This window comes from Desulfotruncus arcticus DSM 17038 (assembly GCF_900113335.1).
GTDB classification, from domain to species: domain Bacteria; phylum Bacillota; class Desulfotomaculia; order Desulfotomaculales; family Desulfallaceae; genus Desulfotruncus; species Desulfotruncus arcticus.
The window spans coordinates 162653-179112 of the sequence record NZ_FOOX01000010.1 but is presented as its reverse complement, the minus strand read 5'-3'; the positions used below and the strand labels follow the sequence as shown (position 1 = coordinate 179112).

Below are 16460 nucleotides of genomic sequence, written 5' to 3'. Positions count from 1 at the left end.
GTTGTCCTTTTAAGTGTGCCAATGCAGCCGGTAACCGGTCCCCCTTTGTTGCCGGGCGGGTGCCGGCTGTGCACGGGTGAATATCCTGTTTTGTCGGAGAGCTTGTAGAAAGGAAGTAAAACATGGCCGATGAACTAAAAGATAAAGTGCTGAGTGTTAGTGATCAGATTATTGGCTGGAGACGTAAGTTTCACCGTCATCCTGAACTGGGACTTGAATGCCATAAGACTGCGGAAGTAGCTTGTGAGCATTTACTTAAATTGGGAATAAATGTTAAAGTGGGGATTGCCCAAACCGGCGTATTGGGCACTTTAACCGGCGATAACCCGGGGCCGGTGGTGGCTTTGCGTGTAGACATGGACGCCTTGCCGTTGGCAGAGCAAACCGGACTGCCTTTTGCATCCGAAATAGAAGGTGTTATGCATGCCTGTGGTCACGACGGGCACACCGCCATGGGGATGGGAGTGGCCACTGTATTATCCAAATTGAAGCATAAACTTAATGGAACAGTAAAATTTATCTTTCAGCCCGGTGAAGAGTCTCCCGGCGGGGCCAAACAAATGGTTAAAGAAGGGGTTTTAGAGAACCCACGGGTTAATGCTTTGTTTGGCTGCCATATCTTTCCAAGTATTCCAACGGGTAATATTGGCATCCGGTATGGTGCTATGACGGCAGGAAACGACGAGTTTACAATTTCACTGCATGGCGTTGGCGGTCATGCCGCTTACCCATTTAAATGTTCCGATCCTGTGGCTGCCGCAGGGCATTTAATTACAGCCGTCCAAACAATCGTTTCCCGGAACAACGACTCCGTGCATCCGCTGGTAATCAGCATCACGGAGATCAATGGCGGCAGTGGATATAATATCATACCGGAAACGGTAACTCTAAGGGGAACCATCCGCAGTATCAGTGACCATTCAAGGCAAATTGCCCTGAAAAGATTAAAGCAAATAATTGAGGGTATTAAGTCTGGTTTTGGCATTGATTGTTCCCTGCAAATTGTAACTAAGGATTTCCCGTTAATCTGTAATGAAAAACTAACTAAATTTGTTGAAAAAAGCTTGGTTAATTGGCTGGATCAGGATCGGGTGCAGATAATCAATAACCCGTCAATGGGAGCGGAGGATCTTGCTTATTTTTCAGCAGCCGTCCCAACCACCTATCTAAGAATCGGCTCTTACGACGAAAAAAATAACTATATTCATAATCTACATACGCCGTATTTCAATTTTGACGAAAAAATACTGATAGACGGTACTTATATACTCAGCGGTATTATATTGGATTATTTAAATGCCCCTGTTTAGGTCATTATTCAGTATTTAGGAGTCAGAATGTCCCGAGCCCGGTTTTCTCATTCTAACTCCTGACTCCTGAGTAGTTAAAAAGACTAAAGGATGTGCCTGCTATGGTGATAACAATTGAAGATATTATGCGGGAAGTGGAAGAAAAAAATATAACCTATACCAGACTTTTATATATTGATAATGATGGAGTGATACGCGGTCAGGCTGCGGTAGGTGACCAGTTGGCCGGAGCCCTCAAAACCGGGCATTCCTATGCCCTGGCCATGCCGTTTTTTGGAGCGATGGACACTATCGGCCCGGAGACAAGATTTGGCTGTGCCGGGGAGATAAGCGCGGTTCCGGACCTGGATACTTTCCGGGTTTTGCCTTATGTACCCAATACCGCCGGTGTTATCTGTGATTTTTTAACAAAAGATACGCACCGGGATTCAGGCTTGTGTCCCCGGATGGCTTTAAAGAAATTACTTGATAAAATAGATTATGAAGTGAATGTTTCTTTTGAAAATGAGTTTTATTTACTCAAACGTGGAGAGCAAGGGCAGTTTATTCCCTTCGATAATAGCAAGTGTTTTGCAACAGCGGGTATGAATCAAGGCTACCGGGTCATTTCTGATATTATTAAAGCCCTGCAGGAACAGCAATTGACCGTGGAAAAATATTTAGCCGAATACGGACCCGGTCAGCATGAAATTGCTGTTAAATACAGCGATGCTCTAAATGCTTGTGATAACCAGGTGTTTTTTAGGGAGACCGTTAAAGGAGTGGCCTGGAATCATGACCTGGCGGGCTCTTTTATGCCCAAAATATTCCCTGATCAGGCGGGCAGCGGCGCCCATATCCACCTTAGTTTCTGGAAAGAGGGTAGAAACGTTTTTTATGATGCATCGGGTGAGTCCCAACTCAGTTCCACGGCCAGATATTTTATCGGGGGCATTTTAAAGCATTTGCAGGCCTTGTTTGCTTTTACCGCGCCAACCGTTACATCATATAAAAGACTTGTGCCCCATAATTGGGCCTCTGCCTATGGCTGCTACGGTTATGCCAACAGAGAAGCAGCCGTGCGCGTTATTCCCGGGGCAATGGGTAAGGAAGAAAAATCCTTCAATATTGAATTTAAACCCGTGGACGGAACCTGCAATCCCTACCTGGCTTTAACAGCTATAATTGCTGCAGGCATGGATGGTATTGAGCATAAAATAGATCCGGGTAAGGCCGTGAATTCTGATCCGGCGGACATAAGTGAAAAAGAACGTAACGAATTAGGTATATTCCGTTTTCCCGCCAACCTGGGTGAAGCTGTGCTGGAACTGCAGCGGGATCGGTTTTTCCAGCAGGTGCTGGGGGACGTTATGTATGATGAGTACATTAAATTAAAAAGATTTGCCTGGAATGAATATAACAAACAAATTACTCCGTGGGAGCTTGAAAAATATGCAGAAACTTTTTGATTTTTCTCAGGTGCCGGTGATTGACAACCACTGTCATTTATTTGATGTGGCTGATAAAAACCATAACCTGGCTAAAATATTAAGCCTTTCCTTAAATAATATGCCTGAGGATCAATTGGAAAACACTTTGTTATATCGTAAAATGCTCATGGAATTGGGAGTTTTACTAAATGCCGGCGGGGACCAGCAAGATATTCTGCAGGCAAGAACAAAAGCTATGAAGGCTGATTACCGGGATTATGTGGCCGGATTATTTAACGATGCCGGTGTTGATACTCTGCTGATTGACCTGGGGTACCAACCGGCCCATGTTAATTTAAGTGAGTTTGAAACTCTGGTTCCCGCGGAAGTGAAATATATTTACCGCATTGAGACTGTTTTGGATGAAATTTGGAACAATAAACTGGATTTTAATACGGCGGAAGAGCTTTTTTACCGGTCGTTGGACGAAGCTGTCAATGATCTGAGCATTATTGCCGTCAAAAGTATTATTGGCTACAGAACCGGACTTGATATCGTGGACAGGTCAAGGTCCGAGACCAAAATGAACTGGCTGCAAGATGAAAAGGTAGTTAGAGATTTCTTTTTACTTAGAGCTATGGAAAAATGTATTGAATACAATCTGCCGATGCAAATTCATGCCTCCTTTGGTGAATCGAACCTGAATTTGCTGCATAACAATCCACTTTTACTTAAACGTTTGCTGGAAAACCCGAAGTATAACCGGGCTAAAATTGTTTTAGTCCACGGCGGTTACCCCTACAGCTTTGAAGCAGGGTATTTGGCGGCTATGTACCCCAATGTTTTTCTGGATATTTCTGAAATGATACCTTTTGTTCCGCTGGGTCTCCGCAAAGGGTTAAGGGATATATTTGATATGTGTCCTTTAACCAAAATAATGTATGGATCCGACGGCTATGTTATACCTGAAATACACTGGTTGGCCGCCAGGGTTGCCAAGTATGAACTGGCGCTGCTTTTTACCAATTTGGTAAAAGAAAAAATATTTGATGTAGACTATGGCTGCCGAATAGCCCGGGGAATATTCTTTAATAATGCCAAAAATGTATATAATGTATGAAAAATAGGAGAACAACCATCATTAATTATTAACAAGGCGGGAACCGGATCGGGTCCTTGAAAAAATTTCTCTGCAGCAAGCTGCCGCTGCCGGGCAGGCGGAACTTGAGCAGGGGTTGCTGGATGCAGTCGAGAAGATTATCATGGTACTGGAAGACAGCCCTTGAGAAAAACATGAGAGAAGGAGAAACAATGTCAGATCACAAGTCTTTGGCGGCAGGGATGGGAACAACAGTTGTTTGGGCGGGTGAAGAAGAACAACGGGTTCATCGGGCTACACAGGTACCTGTGGTGGTCAGTGTCGCTTATACCTATGACGATATGGATGAATGGTATGATGTAGCCATAGGCAAAAAAACCGGCCACATTTACGGCCGTAATACCAATCCGACAGTTCAGGCATTTGAAGATAAAGTCCGTGCTTTAGAAGGAGCGGAAGCGGCAACCAGCTTTGCAACCGGAATGGCTGCTATCAGCAACACATTATATACATTTTTGAGGCCGGGAGATAGAATTGTATCCATTAAAGATACCTATGGCGGAACCAATAAAATCTTTTTAGAATTTTTGCCGGCGATGAACATCGAGGTTACACTTTGTCCCACAGGAGACCACGAAGCGATTGAGGCCGAAATTAAAAAAGGTTGTAAAGTTTTATATCTTGAAACGCCAACCAACCCGACCATAAAAATAACGGATATTGAACGTATGGCCGGGGCGGGAAAGGCTGTTGGCGCTTTAGTGGTAGTAGATAACACATTTGCCACGCCCATAAATCAAAATCCTTTGCAATTAGGCGCGGATTTAGTGCTGCACAGCGCAACCAAATTTTTAGGCGGACATGCTGATGCATTAGGGGGCGTGGTATGCGGAAGCAGGGAATTGGTTGAACAGGTTTATCACTACAGGGAAATCAATGGGGCATCCCTGGACCCCTGGGCGGCGTATTTGTTGTTAAGGGGCATGAAAACATTAAAACTTAGAGTTGAACGCCAACAGCAAAGCGCCCTGGAAATAGCAAAATACCTTCAAACTAAAGATGCTGTTGAGGCAGTTTATTATCCCGGCCTGGAAAATCACGTCAATCACGATGTGGCTAAGAAGCAAATGCGCGGATTTGGCGGGATGCTCAGCTTTGCGTTAAAAGGCGGAATGGATGCTGTGGGAATTTTACTGCCTAAATTAAAATATGCCCACCGGGCGGCCAACCTTGGTGCCGTAGAGACAACATACGGTCCGGCCAGAACAACAAGCCATGTGGAATGTACGGCGGAAGAGCGCAAGGCCATGGGAATTCCCGACGGCTTGGTTAGAATCTCCGTAGGGATTGAAGATGTTGAGGATCTGATTAATGATTTGGAACAGGCTTTTGCCCAGCTGTCTTAACCGGCGAAAACAGTATTGGTTTTACTTAAAGCGAGGGTGGTTTACTATTGAATTTAAAAAATAAAACAACCGCCGACCGGGGACTTTGCCGTAGCGAGGACTACAGTGAAGGAATAAAAATACTTATCGTAGATGATGAGGAACGGATCAGGGAAATAATTAGGGAATACAGCAGTTTGGAGGGATACATCATCGACGAAGCTTCAGACGGGGCTGAAGCTTTAGAGCTATTTAACCGGCATCAATATGCACTGGTTATTCTTGATGTAATGATGCCCGGCATGGATGGCTGGAGCGTTTGCCGGGAAATAAGGAAAATTTCCCAGGTTCCTGTAATTATGCTGACGGCCAGGGGCGAAGAGTATGACAAACTATTTGGTTTTGAGCTGGGGGTGGATGATTATATTGTCAAGCCCTTTAGCCCCAAGGAACTGCTCGCCCGCATGAAAGCGATAATCCGCAGAAGCTCGGCGGCAGGTGAAGACAATCAAAATAAGGACCGTATCAGCTTTGCAGGTCTGGTTGTTGAATATAATTCCCGAAATGTATATGTTGACGGCAATATAGTGAACCTGACGCCAAAAGAGTATGAACTGCTAAGCTTCTTTACTCAAAACCCCAATAGGGTGTTTTCCAGGGAACAGCTCCTGAATTCTGTATGGGGTTATGATTTCACCGGTGATAACAGAACCGTGGATACCCATGTGAAAATGCTCCGGGAAAGCCTGGCCGATTATAGAAAATTTATTGTGACTGTTTGGGGTATCGGCTATAAATTTGAAGCCAGAGGCAAGAAATGAAAAGTATAGCGCTAAAATTCTGGGCCGGCATGATGGTGCTTGTTGTGATGGTATTGCTGCTGCTTTGGTTTTTCCAGATTGTATTTCTTGAGAACTTTTATACCCGTATGCGCATATCCGAGATCAAGAAAGAAAGCATTGCCATTATTGAACTGCTTAATAATGGCAATAAATCTGCATTTGCAGACAGGTTGGATGCCTTGGCCTTTAATAACAACCTGAGTGTGGAGTTGCTGGATTCAGGCGGGAAGAATATCTATACGGCAGGTTCCGTAGGGTCAAGCGGGCATATGCCGATGATGAATAACAGGACCAGGTCCGAGGCTTTTTATCAGGCACTGGCCGGCCGGCAGGTTGCCATTCCTTTAACGCATCCCCGTTTCGGTAACCAATTTATGATGATTGGCCTTCCGGTGATGTTATCCGGGGAAACATCAGGCGTGCTGATTATAAGCATGCCTTTGGCGCCGGTTGAGGATACGGCCTCAATATTAAAATGGCAGCTTTTTTATATCACGATTATTCTTTTGGCCGCTGCCCTGCTGATTTCCTATCTTATCACCCGAAGTTTAACCCGGCCCATTCTGGAAATCAAAAAGGTTGCGGAAACAATGGCTTCAGGAGACTTTTCAGCCAGGGTAAAAACACAGAAACAGGACGAAATCGGTAAACTGGCGGCAACAATTAATTATTTAGGGCAACAGCTCTCCAAAATTGAGCAATTTAGAAAAGACCTGATAGCCAATGTGTCTCACGAGCTTCGCACTCCGTTAAGCCTGATCAGGGGGTATGCGGAAACCATACGGGATGTTACCGGTAATACGCCTGGCAAACGGGAAAAACACATTGGCATAATTATTGAAGAAACAGAACGCCTCAGTAGCATTGTAGACGATATTTTGAACCTTTCTCAGCTGCAGGCGGGCTATTTTGAATTAAATATAAGCCGTTTCCCGGTCGGGGAAACTATCGATGACGTTGTAAAACGCTTTAATTTACTGAGCGAAAGTACAGGAGTGCGAATTGTGCGGCAGGGTACCGGTGCTGCGCCGGTTGAGGCCGATGAGGCAAGAATCGGGCAGGTGCTTTTTAATTTAATTAATAATGGATTTAATCATACACCTCCGGGTGGTGCAATCACCGTCAAAATGACAGATGCTCCGCATTCTGTCCGGATTGAGGTGGCGGACACCGGCAGTGGCATACCGGAAGAGGACCTGCCCCAAATTTGGGATAGGTTCTACAAAGCGGATCAAACAGGGAGAAAAAGGGCTATGGGGACAGGGCTGGGGCTGGCTATTGTCAAAAGCGTGCTGGAGGCCCACCAGGCTGCTTATGGTGTGGAAAGCCAAAAAAATGTTGGCACAACCTTCTGGTTTGAACTCAAAAAATAATTTTTCAGTTTTTATGCTTCTTTCAGGTTTCTATCAAACTTCTATCACAATTACTCCTTAAAATAAAAATGTAAGTAAAACCAAATAAAAGGAGTGACATTATGAAAAATCTGAAAAAGTTTATTGCAGTAATTGCAGCGGTAGGAGTGATGGGGGTGGCAGGGGCCGCGTTTGCGGCAACAGTCAAAACCCCTGCGGAAATAGTATCCGATCTAACGGGAAAAACCGTTGAAGATCTGTATGCGGAGCGTTCCGACGGAAAAACCTTTGGCACCATTGCCGATGAAGCAGGCAAATTGGATGAATTCAAAGCACAAATGCTGGAGCAAAAAAAAGCGGTCTTAGACCAGCGTGTAGCGGACGGCAGCCTCACGCAGGAGCAAGCGGACCAAATCTATAACAACATCCAAACAAACCAGGCCGCCTGTGCTGGAACCGGCGCTGCCGGTATCGGCCAAAAATATGGCGCAGGCTTTGGACAGGGATGTGGATTGGGTAGAGGCATAAACAGGGGCCAAGGAGCCGGCATAGGTGCCGGTGGAGGCATGGGATACGGAAATATGCGTTAACAGGTGCTGGTGCAGGCACTGAAAAAGTTTGGTTTTAGCTGTGGATGATAATAATTGTGTTGAAGAGACGCCCCAAGGCGTCTCTTTTTTGGGGAAAACACTCATTATGAAAAATTGTGAGAAAAACCTAATAAGCTAAAGGAAATTATTCTAAAATGTCGAAAACTGTTAAATTAACTAAATTAATGTTAACTTAGAGTAAGTTATAAGATCGTAGTTCGGAAAATTTTTAGCAGAAAGGAGAGATTTAATGCCTATCAGCGACGAAGTGTATTTTGAATCCATTAAAAATGTCTTTCCGATGTTACCTTCACTTTTTTCAGCTGACGTAGCAATGGGCCTGACTGACAAAGAAAAATTAGTTGCCATTGTTCCGGCAAGAACTTTTAGGCTAGCCATTAAAGAAGATCAGCTACTATCAGAGGGCAGCCCTCCGGACACTGCGATGAAAACCAGGGAAAAACAAGTTAACAGGATACCAAAGGATGTCTATGGTTTCCCCATCATCTCTTATGCCTTGCCGGTAATCAACGAGCACACCGGAAACGTGTTGGGTACAATACTTTTGGGCGTATCCCAGGAAAAGGAACAAAATCTTAAGCAAATGTCTGATTCACTGCAGACCTTTGCTGAGGAACTGGCCGATTCCACCGGGGAATTGGCCGGCTCATCTCAGGCGCTGGCCAGCAATAGCCAGGAAGTCAGTCTGGTGGTTAAAAGTGCTCAAGACCGCATCCGAAAAACCGATGAAATTCTTCAGTACATCAAAAGCGTTGCCGAGACGTCAAACCTGCTGGGTCTCAATGCGGCCATAGAGGCGGCAAGAGCCGGAGAACACGGGCGGGGGTTTATGGTGGTGGCTGAGGAGATAAGAAAACTGGCACAAAACAGTAAGGCTTCCGCGGCTGAAATTACCAATACCTTAACAATGATCAGAGAAGATATTGATAATATCATTTCCTCTGTAGAAGATTTTGCTGCCATCAGTGAGGAGCAGGCGGCCCAGACGGAACAGATTGCCGCCAGTGGCCGAAAACTGGCTGATTTATCAGATCAGCTAAAAGATGTTGCTGAGAAGCTCATGTAAAGTGACAGGCAAATAAATGTTATATTGTTCAAGCAAGGGTGATAGGTATAGCTTATCACTCTTTTTATTTCGATAACAAGAATAGGGGTAAGGAAATGATTATTGATGGTCATGCTCATTCCTGTGGGGAATTCTTTGAGGGGCAGGAGATTATTGCCAAATTGGATGAACTGAAAGTTGACAAAGTAGTTCTCTTTCCCGGAGTAAAAAATGAACCGGGCCAATATAATTACATACCGGGGTTGGCTAAAATCTTCAGCAATAAGGATATGCTGTTTAGTGCCAATAAACTGATTAAGTTTCTGGCCAAGGTTCAGCAGTATGAGGACCTGATGGTAAGAAACGAGTATGTTTATTTCCTGTACTTAAAGTATTCCGATAGAATAATTCAATTTTTTTGGGCCGATCCCAATGCCAATAACCTGGAAGCCGATTTGCATGAGAAACATCATTCCTGGGGTTTTAAGGGCGTTAAGCTGCACCAGTGTACCCATAGCTTTGAATGCGATTCTAATGGCTTTAATATTGTAGCGAATTTTGCACGGGACAAAAAAATACCGGTTTTAATACATTTACGTTCACCCGGTGATGTTGCTAAATTTATAAATATTGCCGTAAAATACCCGGCAGTCAATTTTATCATCGCACATTTAATTGGCCTGGAATTATTCATTAAGCATCAAGCAATACTTGATAACCTGTATTTTGATATATCCCCCGCACCATTGATTAGTTCAAAAAGAATATGTCTGGCAATTGATAAGTTTGGAGCGGATAAAATAATTTTGGGCTCTGACACGCCATTTGGTAAAGATAATCTTAGCAAGAACCTGCAAAAGGTTAATGAGCTTAATGTAAGCGGCTATGAAAGGGAATTAATTAAAGGCGGGAATTTGCAAAGAATATTAAAATTATAACCCCTTGGATATATACCTACTTAAAAAACAGAGCTGCTTCCGAAGAGTATTACATAAACTAAGGATGTCGTATCTTTTAATCTCGTTAACCGCCGCTAAGACTCCCGCCTCTACAGGCGGGAGTCTTAGCGGCGATAAACTCGAAATAAGTGCGACTAAGGTTCAGGTGGGGTCAAAACCCCACCTGAAACAAGTCTTCTTTATAATCGGGGAGGTGCTGTTAAAAATCACGGAAGCAGTCGGGGCATGGTAGTGGCTGCAAGTCCAGATATCTGACACATAATGGTCGGACATTTTACAAAAGAAGTATGATATATTAAAAACTGCATCAGAAGTTTTGTTGTTACAGTTATGGAGTTGATGTGGTTTGCTGACACATAAAGCTAGACATCTGGTAATGCAGGCCCAAAAAGGTAATGGAAATGCACGTGAGCAATTGTTGGAAAAGCATCGCAATTTTGTGGCTAAAGTCTGCTCAAATGTTTGTTATAAGCATCTGGCCTGGGAAAATGATGAGGAACTCAGTATCGGCTTAGTGGCTTTAAATGAAGCTATAGATGCCTTTGACGTGAAAGCCAAAGTTCAATTTACAACATTTGCCAGGACGGTTGTCAAACGAAGATTAATAGATTACCTTAGAAGCCAGGCCAAATACACAAACGAGCAGTTAAATACCTTTCGTGATGATATAGATGAATTGGAAGCGGCCAGTAACGCCAGGTCACAGGATATTTACAGGGAAGACCGGTATCATGAAAATCTGGCTGAATTAATGGAGTATTATGCTGCCAAGCTATATGAGTTTGACATTGATATCAACCAACTGCACAAAATTTCTCCCAAACACAAGGATACCAGAGATTCTTTATTTAAAGCGGCTCTAACAATAAAGCAAGACAAAACGATGATGCAGTATTTGTTGCGCTACGGACACCTGCCCATTAAAAGTTTAAGTCCGGCATGTAACTTAAGCCGGAAAGTGCTGGAAAAAGGAAGAAAATACATTATTGCCTTAGTTTTAATATTAATAGACCCGCGGCTTGCACCGCTGCAAAGCTTTACCACTTATCCCACCCATGAGGAGAGGATATCAATATGAGCAACGATAAAGCTGTTATTATGTTGATCAAAGGGCGATATGCTGTTGCGTATACGCAAGACCGCAGGTTTATTAAAATACCGGTCCAAGACAGTTATCAAGTTGGGCAGGTACTACACCTTGCAAAACGAAAACATAAGTATCTTAATGTTAGCTGGCGCATTGCTGCTGCTGCCGTCATGGCAGCAGTTATTATCCTTGGTGCGGGAGTGTTTTTCCCAATTAATCAGCCTCCGGCTGAAGCTTACCTTAGTTTGGGTTTAAATTCAAGCGGAGCTGAATTATGGGTCGGGCCGGATAATAAGGTGATTAAAGTAAAATTTACCGGTAATAAATCAGATCTGAAAAAAGTTAATGTTAAAGGCTTAAATGTATATCAAGCCGTTACTGCCATTACTAATAAAGCCAGCGAATCAGGCTTGTTAATAGATGATGATCGGGATTACTACCTGTTACTGTTAAACTATGCGAACCTGTTGGAAAAAGATGATGGTCAGGATTATCGGATAGAAGAAACCCAAATAAAACAGTCTGTTGAGGCTGGTTTAAGTAATGCAAAGAATCAGGGCGTAATTATGGTTAATAAAAACGATAAGCAATTTATTACTGAAGCGTCCAGTATGGGTTTAACCGCTACACAGTATTTTGTCCTTGAAGCCGGCCGGGCCGGTGGATACAGCATCACAGCAGAGCAGATTAAACACGGCCATATTAGGGCTGTCCTGCAGGAAGCGGGCACAACACCTGAAGATTTATTTAATTTTGCCTGTTTGGACCTGTAAATCCTTTGCCTAAAACTTCGCTGGCATCAGAAATATACATGAACGCATTGGGGTCGATGTGCAACACGATTTCTTTCAGGCGGGCCAGCTCAAAGCGGTTAATTACGCAGTTTAAGACGGATTTATGCATTTTTAAATAAGCGCCGTGTCCTGAAAAAAAAGTTACACCGCGGTGCAGTTCATTAATGATCTGGTCGGCTATGTGCGTGGCGTGCTCGGATATAATGATAACGGATTTGTTGGTGTTTAATCCTGTAATAACCGAATCCACAACCTTCCCGGTTATAAAAATGGATATTATTGTATACAAACCGATCTCAACGGGAAAAAACAATAAGGATATTACTATTATGATTAAGTTGGAATAAAAAGTAACCTCGCCAAGCCCGAGGTTTTTTTTCTTTTTCATTAATACTGCTATAATGTCGGTTCCCCCGGTACTGCCTTGAAATTTGAAAATGAGGCCAAAACCTACTCCGTTTAACACACCGCTGAATATAGCGGCCAGCACCAGATCCAATTGCGGAACAGTTATCAGGTTGCGGGTAAGGGGAAGCAAAGCGCTTAGGGCAACAGTACCGGCCAGACTGTAAAATAAAAACCGCTGGTTGATTTCCCTGTAGCCCCACCAAAAAATAGGGATATTAAGCACTAATATCATTAAATAAACAGGTGTATTGATAACATATTTAAGTATAATCGCCAAACCGGATATTCCACCGGTAATCAGGTGGTAAGGAATAACCAGAGTGTTAATGTTTAGAGCAACTATAAAAGCACCAATGCTGATCATTAGCAGGTTGCCTGCAGCCCTCTTGGCGCCGGCCGGACTAATATTTAATCTATGCAGATAATGCACCGCGTCAATCAAATGTATCACCCCTAAAATGTTTAGAATCCACCTTTAAATTACGCTGTGGCACTAATGGCCGTATTAGTATTAGTTATTTCCCGTTTAACATAGCCCGACACGCTGTATTGCAAATTCGTTCCATTAAGATTTACCCCAACCGGGATGTTTCGTTTTTTTATAGCATGTTTATATTCTAAACATGCTTCATTAGGGCAGGTTGAGTCATTGTTAGCTTTGATCTCGTTAACCGCCGCTAAGACTCCCGCCTCTACAGGCGGGAGTTAAGCGGCGATAAACTCGAAATAAGTGCGACTAAGGTTCAGGTGGGGTCAAAACCCCACCTGAACCAAGTCTTCTTTAGCAGCCGGTATTATTAAGACCAATGACAATCTGTTATTGTTTCTTACCGGGTTGATGCTGCATTTGGTTGGGGATGTTCATTTTTAAGACTGCCGTGTTAATTTCTGAATAACCGTTTTTAATTGGTTTTTTGGCCTTAGCGTTAAGTTTTAGGTTAAACAGCGCTTTTACAGCTGTCTCGCGGATTTTGTTGCTGATCAGATATACTAGTTGGCGCGGATTTTGCTATAATCTACTAGGTATACGGGTACCAGGCATACGGGAAGATGGCCAATTTTCTTCCCGCCCCCTAACTTTTCATAAATAGATTGTCCCAGCTGTGCGGTGAAAACGCGCAGGATAAAGTGTTTGGCAAAGAAAGGAGTTTGAGCATGAGAACAAGGGAGCAGTACATTGAGAGGTTGGGTAAAATGGACCGTAACCTCTACAGCAATGGCGAGAAAATTGACAGGTTGGATGAGCGTCAACAAGGCGCCATTAACGTCATGAGTTTGACCTTTGATGCGGTATGGGATCCGGCAAGTAAAGATCTTTGCACTGCCACCTCCCACCTCACTGGAAAAACTATTAACCGGTTCAATCATATTCACCAGAACAAGGAAGATTTGCACAAAAAGCAGGACATGACACGGCTCTTGTGCAACAAAGTTGGGCAATGCATCCAGCGTTGCATGGGTATTGACGCAGCCAACGCCATCAACGCCGTATCATTCGAAGCGCAGAAGTCCCCCAAGGCTAAAACTACCTACTATGACAACTGGTTGAAATGGTTGGAGCGTTTCCAGACCGAAGATCTGGTTGCCAGCTGTGCGCAGACCGACGTTAAGGGCGAGCGTCTGAAACGGCCGGCTGAGCAGACTGACCCTGATATGTATGTGCACGTGGTGGAAGAACGGAGCGACGGCATCATCGTCCGCGGCTCCAAGGTTCATATCTCTGAAGCGTCAATCTCAGATGAGATTCTGGTCGTGCCGAACCGGGCTCTGAAAAAAGGCGAAGAAGCCTATGCACTGTGTTTTGCGGTTCCTTCTGATTATGAAGGCATCAAGCAGGTTGTTCATTTTCACAACTTCCGCAAGCGCGACCATTATCAAAGGGGTATTGACATCGGCTATACCGATTCCTATGTCATTTTTGATGACTGCTTTGTGCCCTGGGAGCGCGTGTTCCTGTGCGGGGAAACCATACATGGCGGCATCGCGGCCCTGCTGTTTGCCCTGTTCCATCGTCATTCCTATTCCGGCTGCAAGCCTGCTATGCTTGACTATGTAATCGGTTTAGCCAGCCTGGCTGCCGAAATTAACGGCATTGAAAAAACCCCGCATGTGCGCGAAATGTTGTCCGAATTGATCATGACCGGTGAGCTTGGTTACGCAGCCGGCTACACCGCATCCGATCTTGGCAAGCCAGAAGTTTACATGCCGGGCATGGGTAATGTGCCGTATGGCCCCGGAAGCTATATCCCTCACTCTATTTACGCTAACGTCGGAAGGTGCCTGACCGGCGAGGCAGTGTACCACGAGCAGGAAATCCTGTGCAACATTGCCGGTGGTATGCCCGCAACCTTCCCTTATGAAAAAGACCTGGCCAACCCGGAAACCAAAGCTTTGCTGGAGAAGTATCTCAACAGAAACCCCAAAATTCCCATTGACGAGCAAATCAAATTCTGGCTGAGCTTTATTGATTTCGGTCTTTCCGGTTCCGCCGGCTCAACGCTGTACGGCGCGTACCACGGTGGCGGTTCCCCGATTATGGAGCAGATTGCCATCACCAGCCAGTACGACATTGAATCCAAGAAGGATATTGTCAGGGCAATTGCCGGAATGGAGCCCAGGCAGGGGAAGAAATAAACATATAAATGATTAAAGCGGTTAGTTGGGCCGATTTTTATTTTTTAAAATCCTTGGAAAATTCTTCAATGGATTGGCGAACCAGGGTTGCTGTATAGGCAATGGAGGGTCCACCCCCAAAACCAATTGCCACACCGGCGGCCTCCATAATTTCTTCGGGTGTGGCACCTGCTTCCAGGGCCTTGTATACATGGTGAACAATACAATACTCACAACGGTTGTATGCACCTATGGCAACGGAGATCAATTCTTTTTGTTTTACAGAAAGTGCACCGTCTTTATAAACTGCACCTAAAAAATTCATGAAGCTTTGGGTAAATTCAGGCATTTGTCTTGCGACTTTGACTACACCGCTGTTAAAATCATTTAATATTTGTCTTACATCAGGCATAATAACTACCTCCGGGAATTGACCAACCAACCGCTTTTATTCTTTGGTAGTTTGTGCATGTTCAAAGCGATTTAACAAAATTAATTTTAGACCGGCCACAAAGATAAACACGACAAGTTATACCTAAGATTTGATCTAAAAATTTGAGGATTAGTTAAGTAGTGTTTAATAGTTACTTAGCTTAAAAAAGCCTTTGCCAGCGCAAGCTGCCAGAGGCTTTTTTAGTGGCTTATGGGCCTATTTATATGACATAAATTACCACAAGAACTACCCTAGCAAAATGGAACTTTTTTGCGAATATCTAACTATGGAGGAGGTGGTCGGTAAGCCAGGCAACTTTATTAAACAACACAGATTGCAAGGAGGTAAAAATGATTAAGACAGGTAAACATTTGGTGCTATCTTTATTGGTTATGTTTGCGGTGGCCATGTTGGCTTTCGCAGCGGCTCCCGTGGAACCGGCTGCGGCTTCAACCAAGGTTACGTTAAGTGTTTCCGGTAATGTCACACCGGATTATCTAAATAAAATTGTTAATCAGATTGCGGCAAAATATGGCGTTAACCCGGATGATGTAATCATTAAAAATGCAGGTGGTACCACGGGCAATTATTGTCCAAGTACACCTTCACAGGCAAAACCTGCCCCGGCACCTACTCCCAACCCAGTTGATCCCAAACCGGCACCTGCTCCTACACCGACGCCAACACCAGCTCCGAGCCCGGGACAAGCCGGGTTAACTGCTGATGAGCAGGAAATGCTGGACCTGGTTAACCAGGAAAGAACCAGCAGGGGGCTGGCTGCTTTGGTAGCCGACCCCGACCTGGTGCGTGTGGCACGCCTTAAAGCCCAAGATATGATAGATAATGGGTATTTCAGCCATACATCACCAACTTATGGCTCACCCTTTGATATGATGAAAGCTGAGGGAATCAAATACGGATATGCCGGTGAAAACCTGGCCGGCGCATCCAGCGTGGAATCAGCCCACCAAAACCTGATGAATTCATCCGGTCACCGGGCCAATATTTTAAATACCAATTTTAAGAAAGTTGGCATTGGTGTTGTAAACGGCGGACCATATGGCAAGATGTTTGTGCAGGAGTTTACCGATTAATATAGAAGTTAGCTGATTA

Annotated in this window: 15 protein-coding genes; 13 read left to right on the top strand and 2 right to left on the bottom strand. The window is 44.3% G+C overall.

What is annotated here, in order from left to right:
* Positions 1-122 precede the first annotated feature (122 nt).
* The 11 genes from BM056_RS14315 to BM056_RS14260 all read left to right on the top strand — a co-directional run bounded on the left by BM056_RS14315 (position 123) and on the right by BM056_RS14260 (position 11872).
* Positions 123-1310, top strand: coding sequence for a M20 metallopeptidase family protein (locus tag BM056_RS14315; protein ID WP_092472110.1), 1188 nt, complete (start codon positions 123-125; stop codon positions 1308-1310).
* Positions 1311-1411: 101 nt separating this feature from the next.
* Positions 1412-2758: a glutamine synthetase family protein gene (locus BM056_RS14310; protein WP_092472109.1), complete on the top strand. Its 1347-nt coding sequence runs from the start codon at positions 1412-1414 to the stop codon at positions 2756-2758.
* A complete protein-coding gene (locus tag BM056_RS14305) occupies positions 2742-3839 on the top strand; it encodes an amidohydrolase family protein (RefSeq protein WP_165613534.1) in 1098 nt (365 codons plus the stop codon). Before BM056_RS14310 ends, BM056_RS14305 begins: the two co-directional genes overlap by 17 nt.
* 191 nt (positions 3840-4030) lie before the next feature.
* Positions 4031-5224: a cystathionine gamma-synthase family protein gene (locus tag BM056_RS14300; protein ID WP_092472107.1), complete on the top strand. Its 1194-nt coding sequence runs from the start codon at positions 4031-4033 to the stop codon at positions 5222-5224.
* A 47-nt stretch (positions 5225-5271) separates the two neighbouring features.
* Positions 5272-6024 carry a response regulator transcription factor gene (locus tag BM056_RS14295; protein ID WP_337833510.1) on the top strand — a complete coding sequence of 251 codons (753 nt, stop codon included), beginning with the start codon at positions 5272-5274 and terminating at the stop codon, positions 6022-6024.
* Complete coding sequence (locus tag BM056_RS14290) at positions 6021-7418, top strand: sensor histidine kinase (RefSeq protein ID WP_092472106.1); 1398 nt, start codon at positions 6021-6023, stop codon at positions 7416-7418. Before BM056_RS14295 ends, BM056_RS14290 begins: the two co-directional genes overlap by 4 nt.
* A gap of 101 nt (positions 7419-7519) precedes the next feature.
* Positions 7520-7987 carry a DUF2680 domain-containing protein gene (locus tag BM056_RS14285; protein WP_092472105.1) on the top strand — a complete coding sequence of 156 codons (468 nt, stop codon included), beginning with the start codon at positions 7520-7522 and terminating at the stop codon, positions 7985-7987.
* A gap of 250 nt (positions 7988-8237) precedes the next feature.
* The gene (locus tag BM056_RS27300) at positions 8238-9074 is read left to right on the top strand and encodes a methyl-accepting chemotaxis protein (protein WP_092472104.1); all 837 of its coding nucleotides are present in this window, start codon (positions 8238-8240) and stop codon (positions 9072-9074) included.
* A gap of 95 nt (positions 9075-9169) precedes the next feature.
* The gene (locus BM056_RS14275) at positions 9170-9991 is read left to right on the top strand and encodes an amidohydrolase family protein (RefSeq protein WP_092472103.1); all 822 of its coding nucleotides are present in this window, start codon (positions 9170-9172) and stop codon (positions 9989-9991) included.
* 367 nt (positions 9992-10358) lie between these two features.
* A complete protein-coding gene (gene sigI, locus BM056_RS14265; protein WP_092472101.1) occupies positions 10359-11090 on the top strand; it encodes an RNA polymerase sigma factor SigI in 732 nt (243 codons plus the stop codon).
* Positions 11087-11872 carry an anti-sigma factor domain-containing protein gene (locus tag BM056_RS14260; RefSeq protein WP_092472100.1) on the top strand — a complete coding sequence of 262 codons (786 nt, stop codon included), beginning with the start codon at positions 11087-11089 and terminating at the stop codon, positions 11870-11872. Before sigI ends, BM056_RS14260 begins: the two co-directional genes overlap by 4 nt.
* Here BM056_RS14260 and BM056_RS14255 read toward each other — a convergent pair.
* The gene (locus BM056_RS14255) at positions 11847-12743 is read right to left on the bottom strand and encodes a YitT family protein (protein ID WP_238456468.1); all 897 of its coding nucleotides are present in this window, start codon (positions 12741-12743) and stop codon (positions 11847-11849) included. The genes BM056_RS14260 and BM056_RS14255 overlap by 26 nt on opposite strands.
* A 713-nt stretch (positions 12744-13456) precedes the next feature.
* On the opposite strand from BM056_RS14255, the gene BM056_RS14250 reads away from it, so the two are divergent.
* On the top strand, positions 13457-14935 hold the full coding sequence (locus BM056_RS14250) for a 4-hydroxyphenylacetate 3-hydroxylase family protein (RefSeq protein ID WP_092472099.1): 1479 nt from the start codon (positions 13457-13459) through the stop codon (positions 14933-14935).
* A 37-nt stretch (positions 14936-14972) separates the two neighbouring features.
* Here the strand turns inward: BM056_RS14250 and BM056_RS14245 are convergent, their stop codons facing one another.
* Positions 14973-15326, bottom strand: coding sequence for a carboxymuconolactone decarboxylase family protein (locus BM056_RS14245; protein WP_337833509.1), 354 nt, complete (start codon positions 15324-15326; stop codon positions 14973-14975).
* 371 nt (positions 15327-15697) lie between these two features.
* Between BM056_RS14245 and BM056_RS14240 the strand changes: the two genes are divergently transcribed.
* Positions 15698-16441: a CAP domain-containing protein gene (locus BM056_RS14240; protein WP_092472098.1), complete on the top strand. Its 744-nt coding sequence runs from the start codon at positions 15698-15700 to the stop codon at positions 16439-16441.
* Positions 16442-16460: the final 19 nt, after the last annotated feature.

Excerpts from the sequence above, each read along its gene's own strand:
- BM056_RS14240 (WP_092472098.1), top strand. The coding sequence starts at position 15,698 with ATGATTAAGACAGGTAAACATTTGGTGCTATCTTTATTGGTTATGTTT.
- BM056_RS14290 (WP_092472106.1), top strand. The coding sequence starts at position 6,021 with ATGAAAAGTATAGCGCTAAAATTCTGGGCCGGCATGATGGTGCTTGTT.
- BM056_RS14300 (WP_092472107.1), top strand. The coding sequence starts at position 4,031 with ATGTCAGATCACAAGTCTTTGGCGGCAGGGATGGGAACAACAGTTGTT.
- BM056_RS14245 (WP_337833509.1), bottom strand. The coding sequence starts at position 15,326 with ATGCCTGATGTAAGACAAATATTAAATGATTTTAACAGCGGTGTAGTC.
- BM056_RS14285 (WP_092472105.1), top strand. The coding sequence starts at position 7,520 with ATGAAAAATCTGAAAAAGTTTATTGCAGTAATTGCAGCGGTAGGAGTG.
- BM056_RS14250 (WP_092472099.1), top strand. The coding sequence starts at position 13,457 with ATGAGAACAAGGGAGCAGTACATTGAGAGGTTGGGTAAAATGGACCGT.
- BM056_RS14310 (WP_092472109.1), top strand. The coding sequence starts at position 1,412 with ATGGTGATAACAATTGAAGATATTATGCGGGAAGTGGAAGAAAAAAAT.
- BM056_RS14305 (WP_165613534.1), top strand. The coding sequence starts at position 2,742 with ATGCAGAAACTTTTTGATTTTTCTCAGGTGCCGGTGATTGACAACCAC.
- BM056_RS27300 (WP_092472104.1), top strand. The coding sequence starts at position 8,238 with ATGCCTATCAGCGACGAAGTGTATTTTGAATCCATTAAAAATGTCTTT.
- BM056_RS14260 (WP_092472100.1), top strand. The coding sequence starts at position 11,087 with ATGAGCAACGATAAAGCTGTTATTATGTTGATCAAAGGGCGATATGCT.
- BM056_RS14315 (WP_092472110.1), top strand. The coding sequence starts at position 123 with ATGGCCGATGAACTAAAAGATAAAGTGCTGAGTGTTAGTGATCAGATT.
- BM056_RS14275 (WP_092472103.1), top strand. The coding sequence starts at position 9,170 with ATGATTATTGATGGTCATGCTCATTCCTGTGGGGAATTCTTTGAGGGG.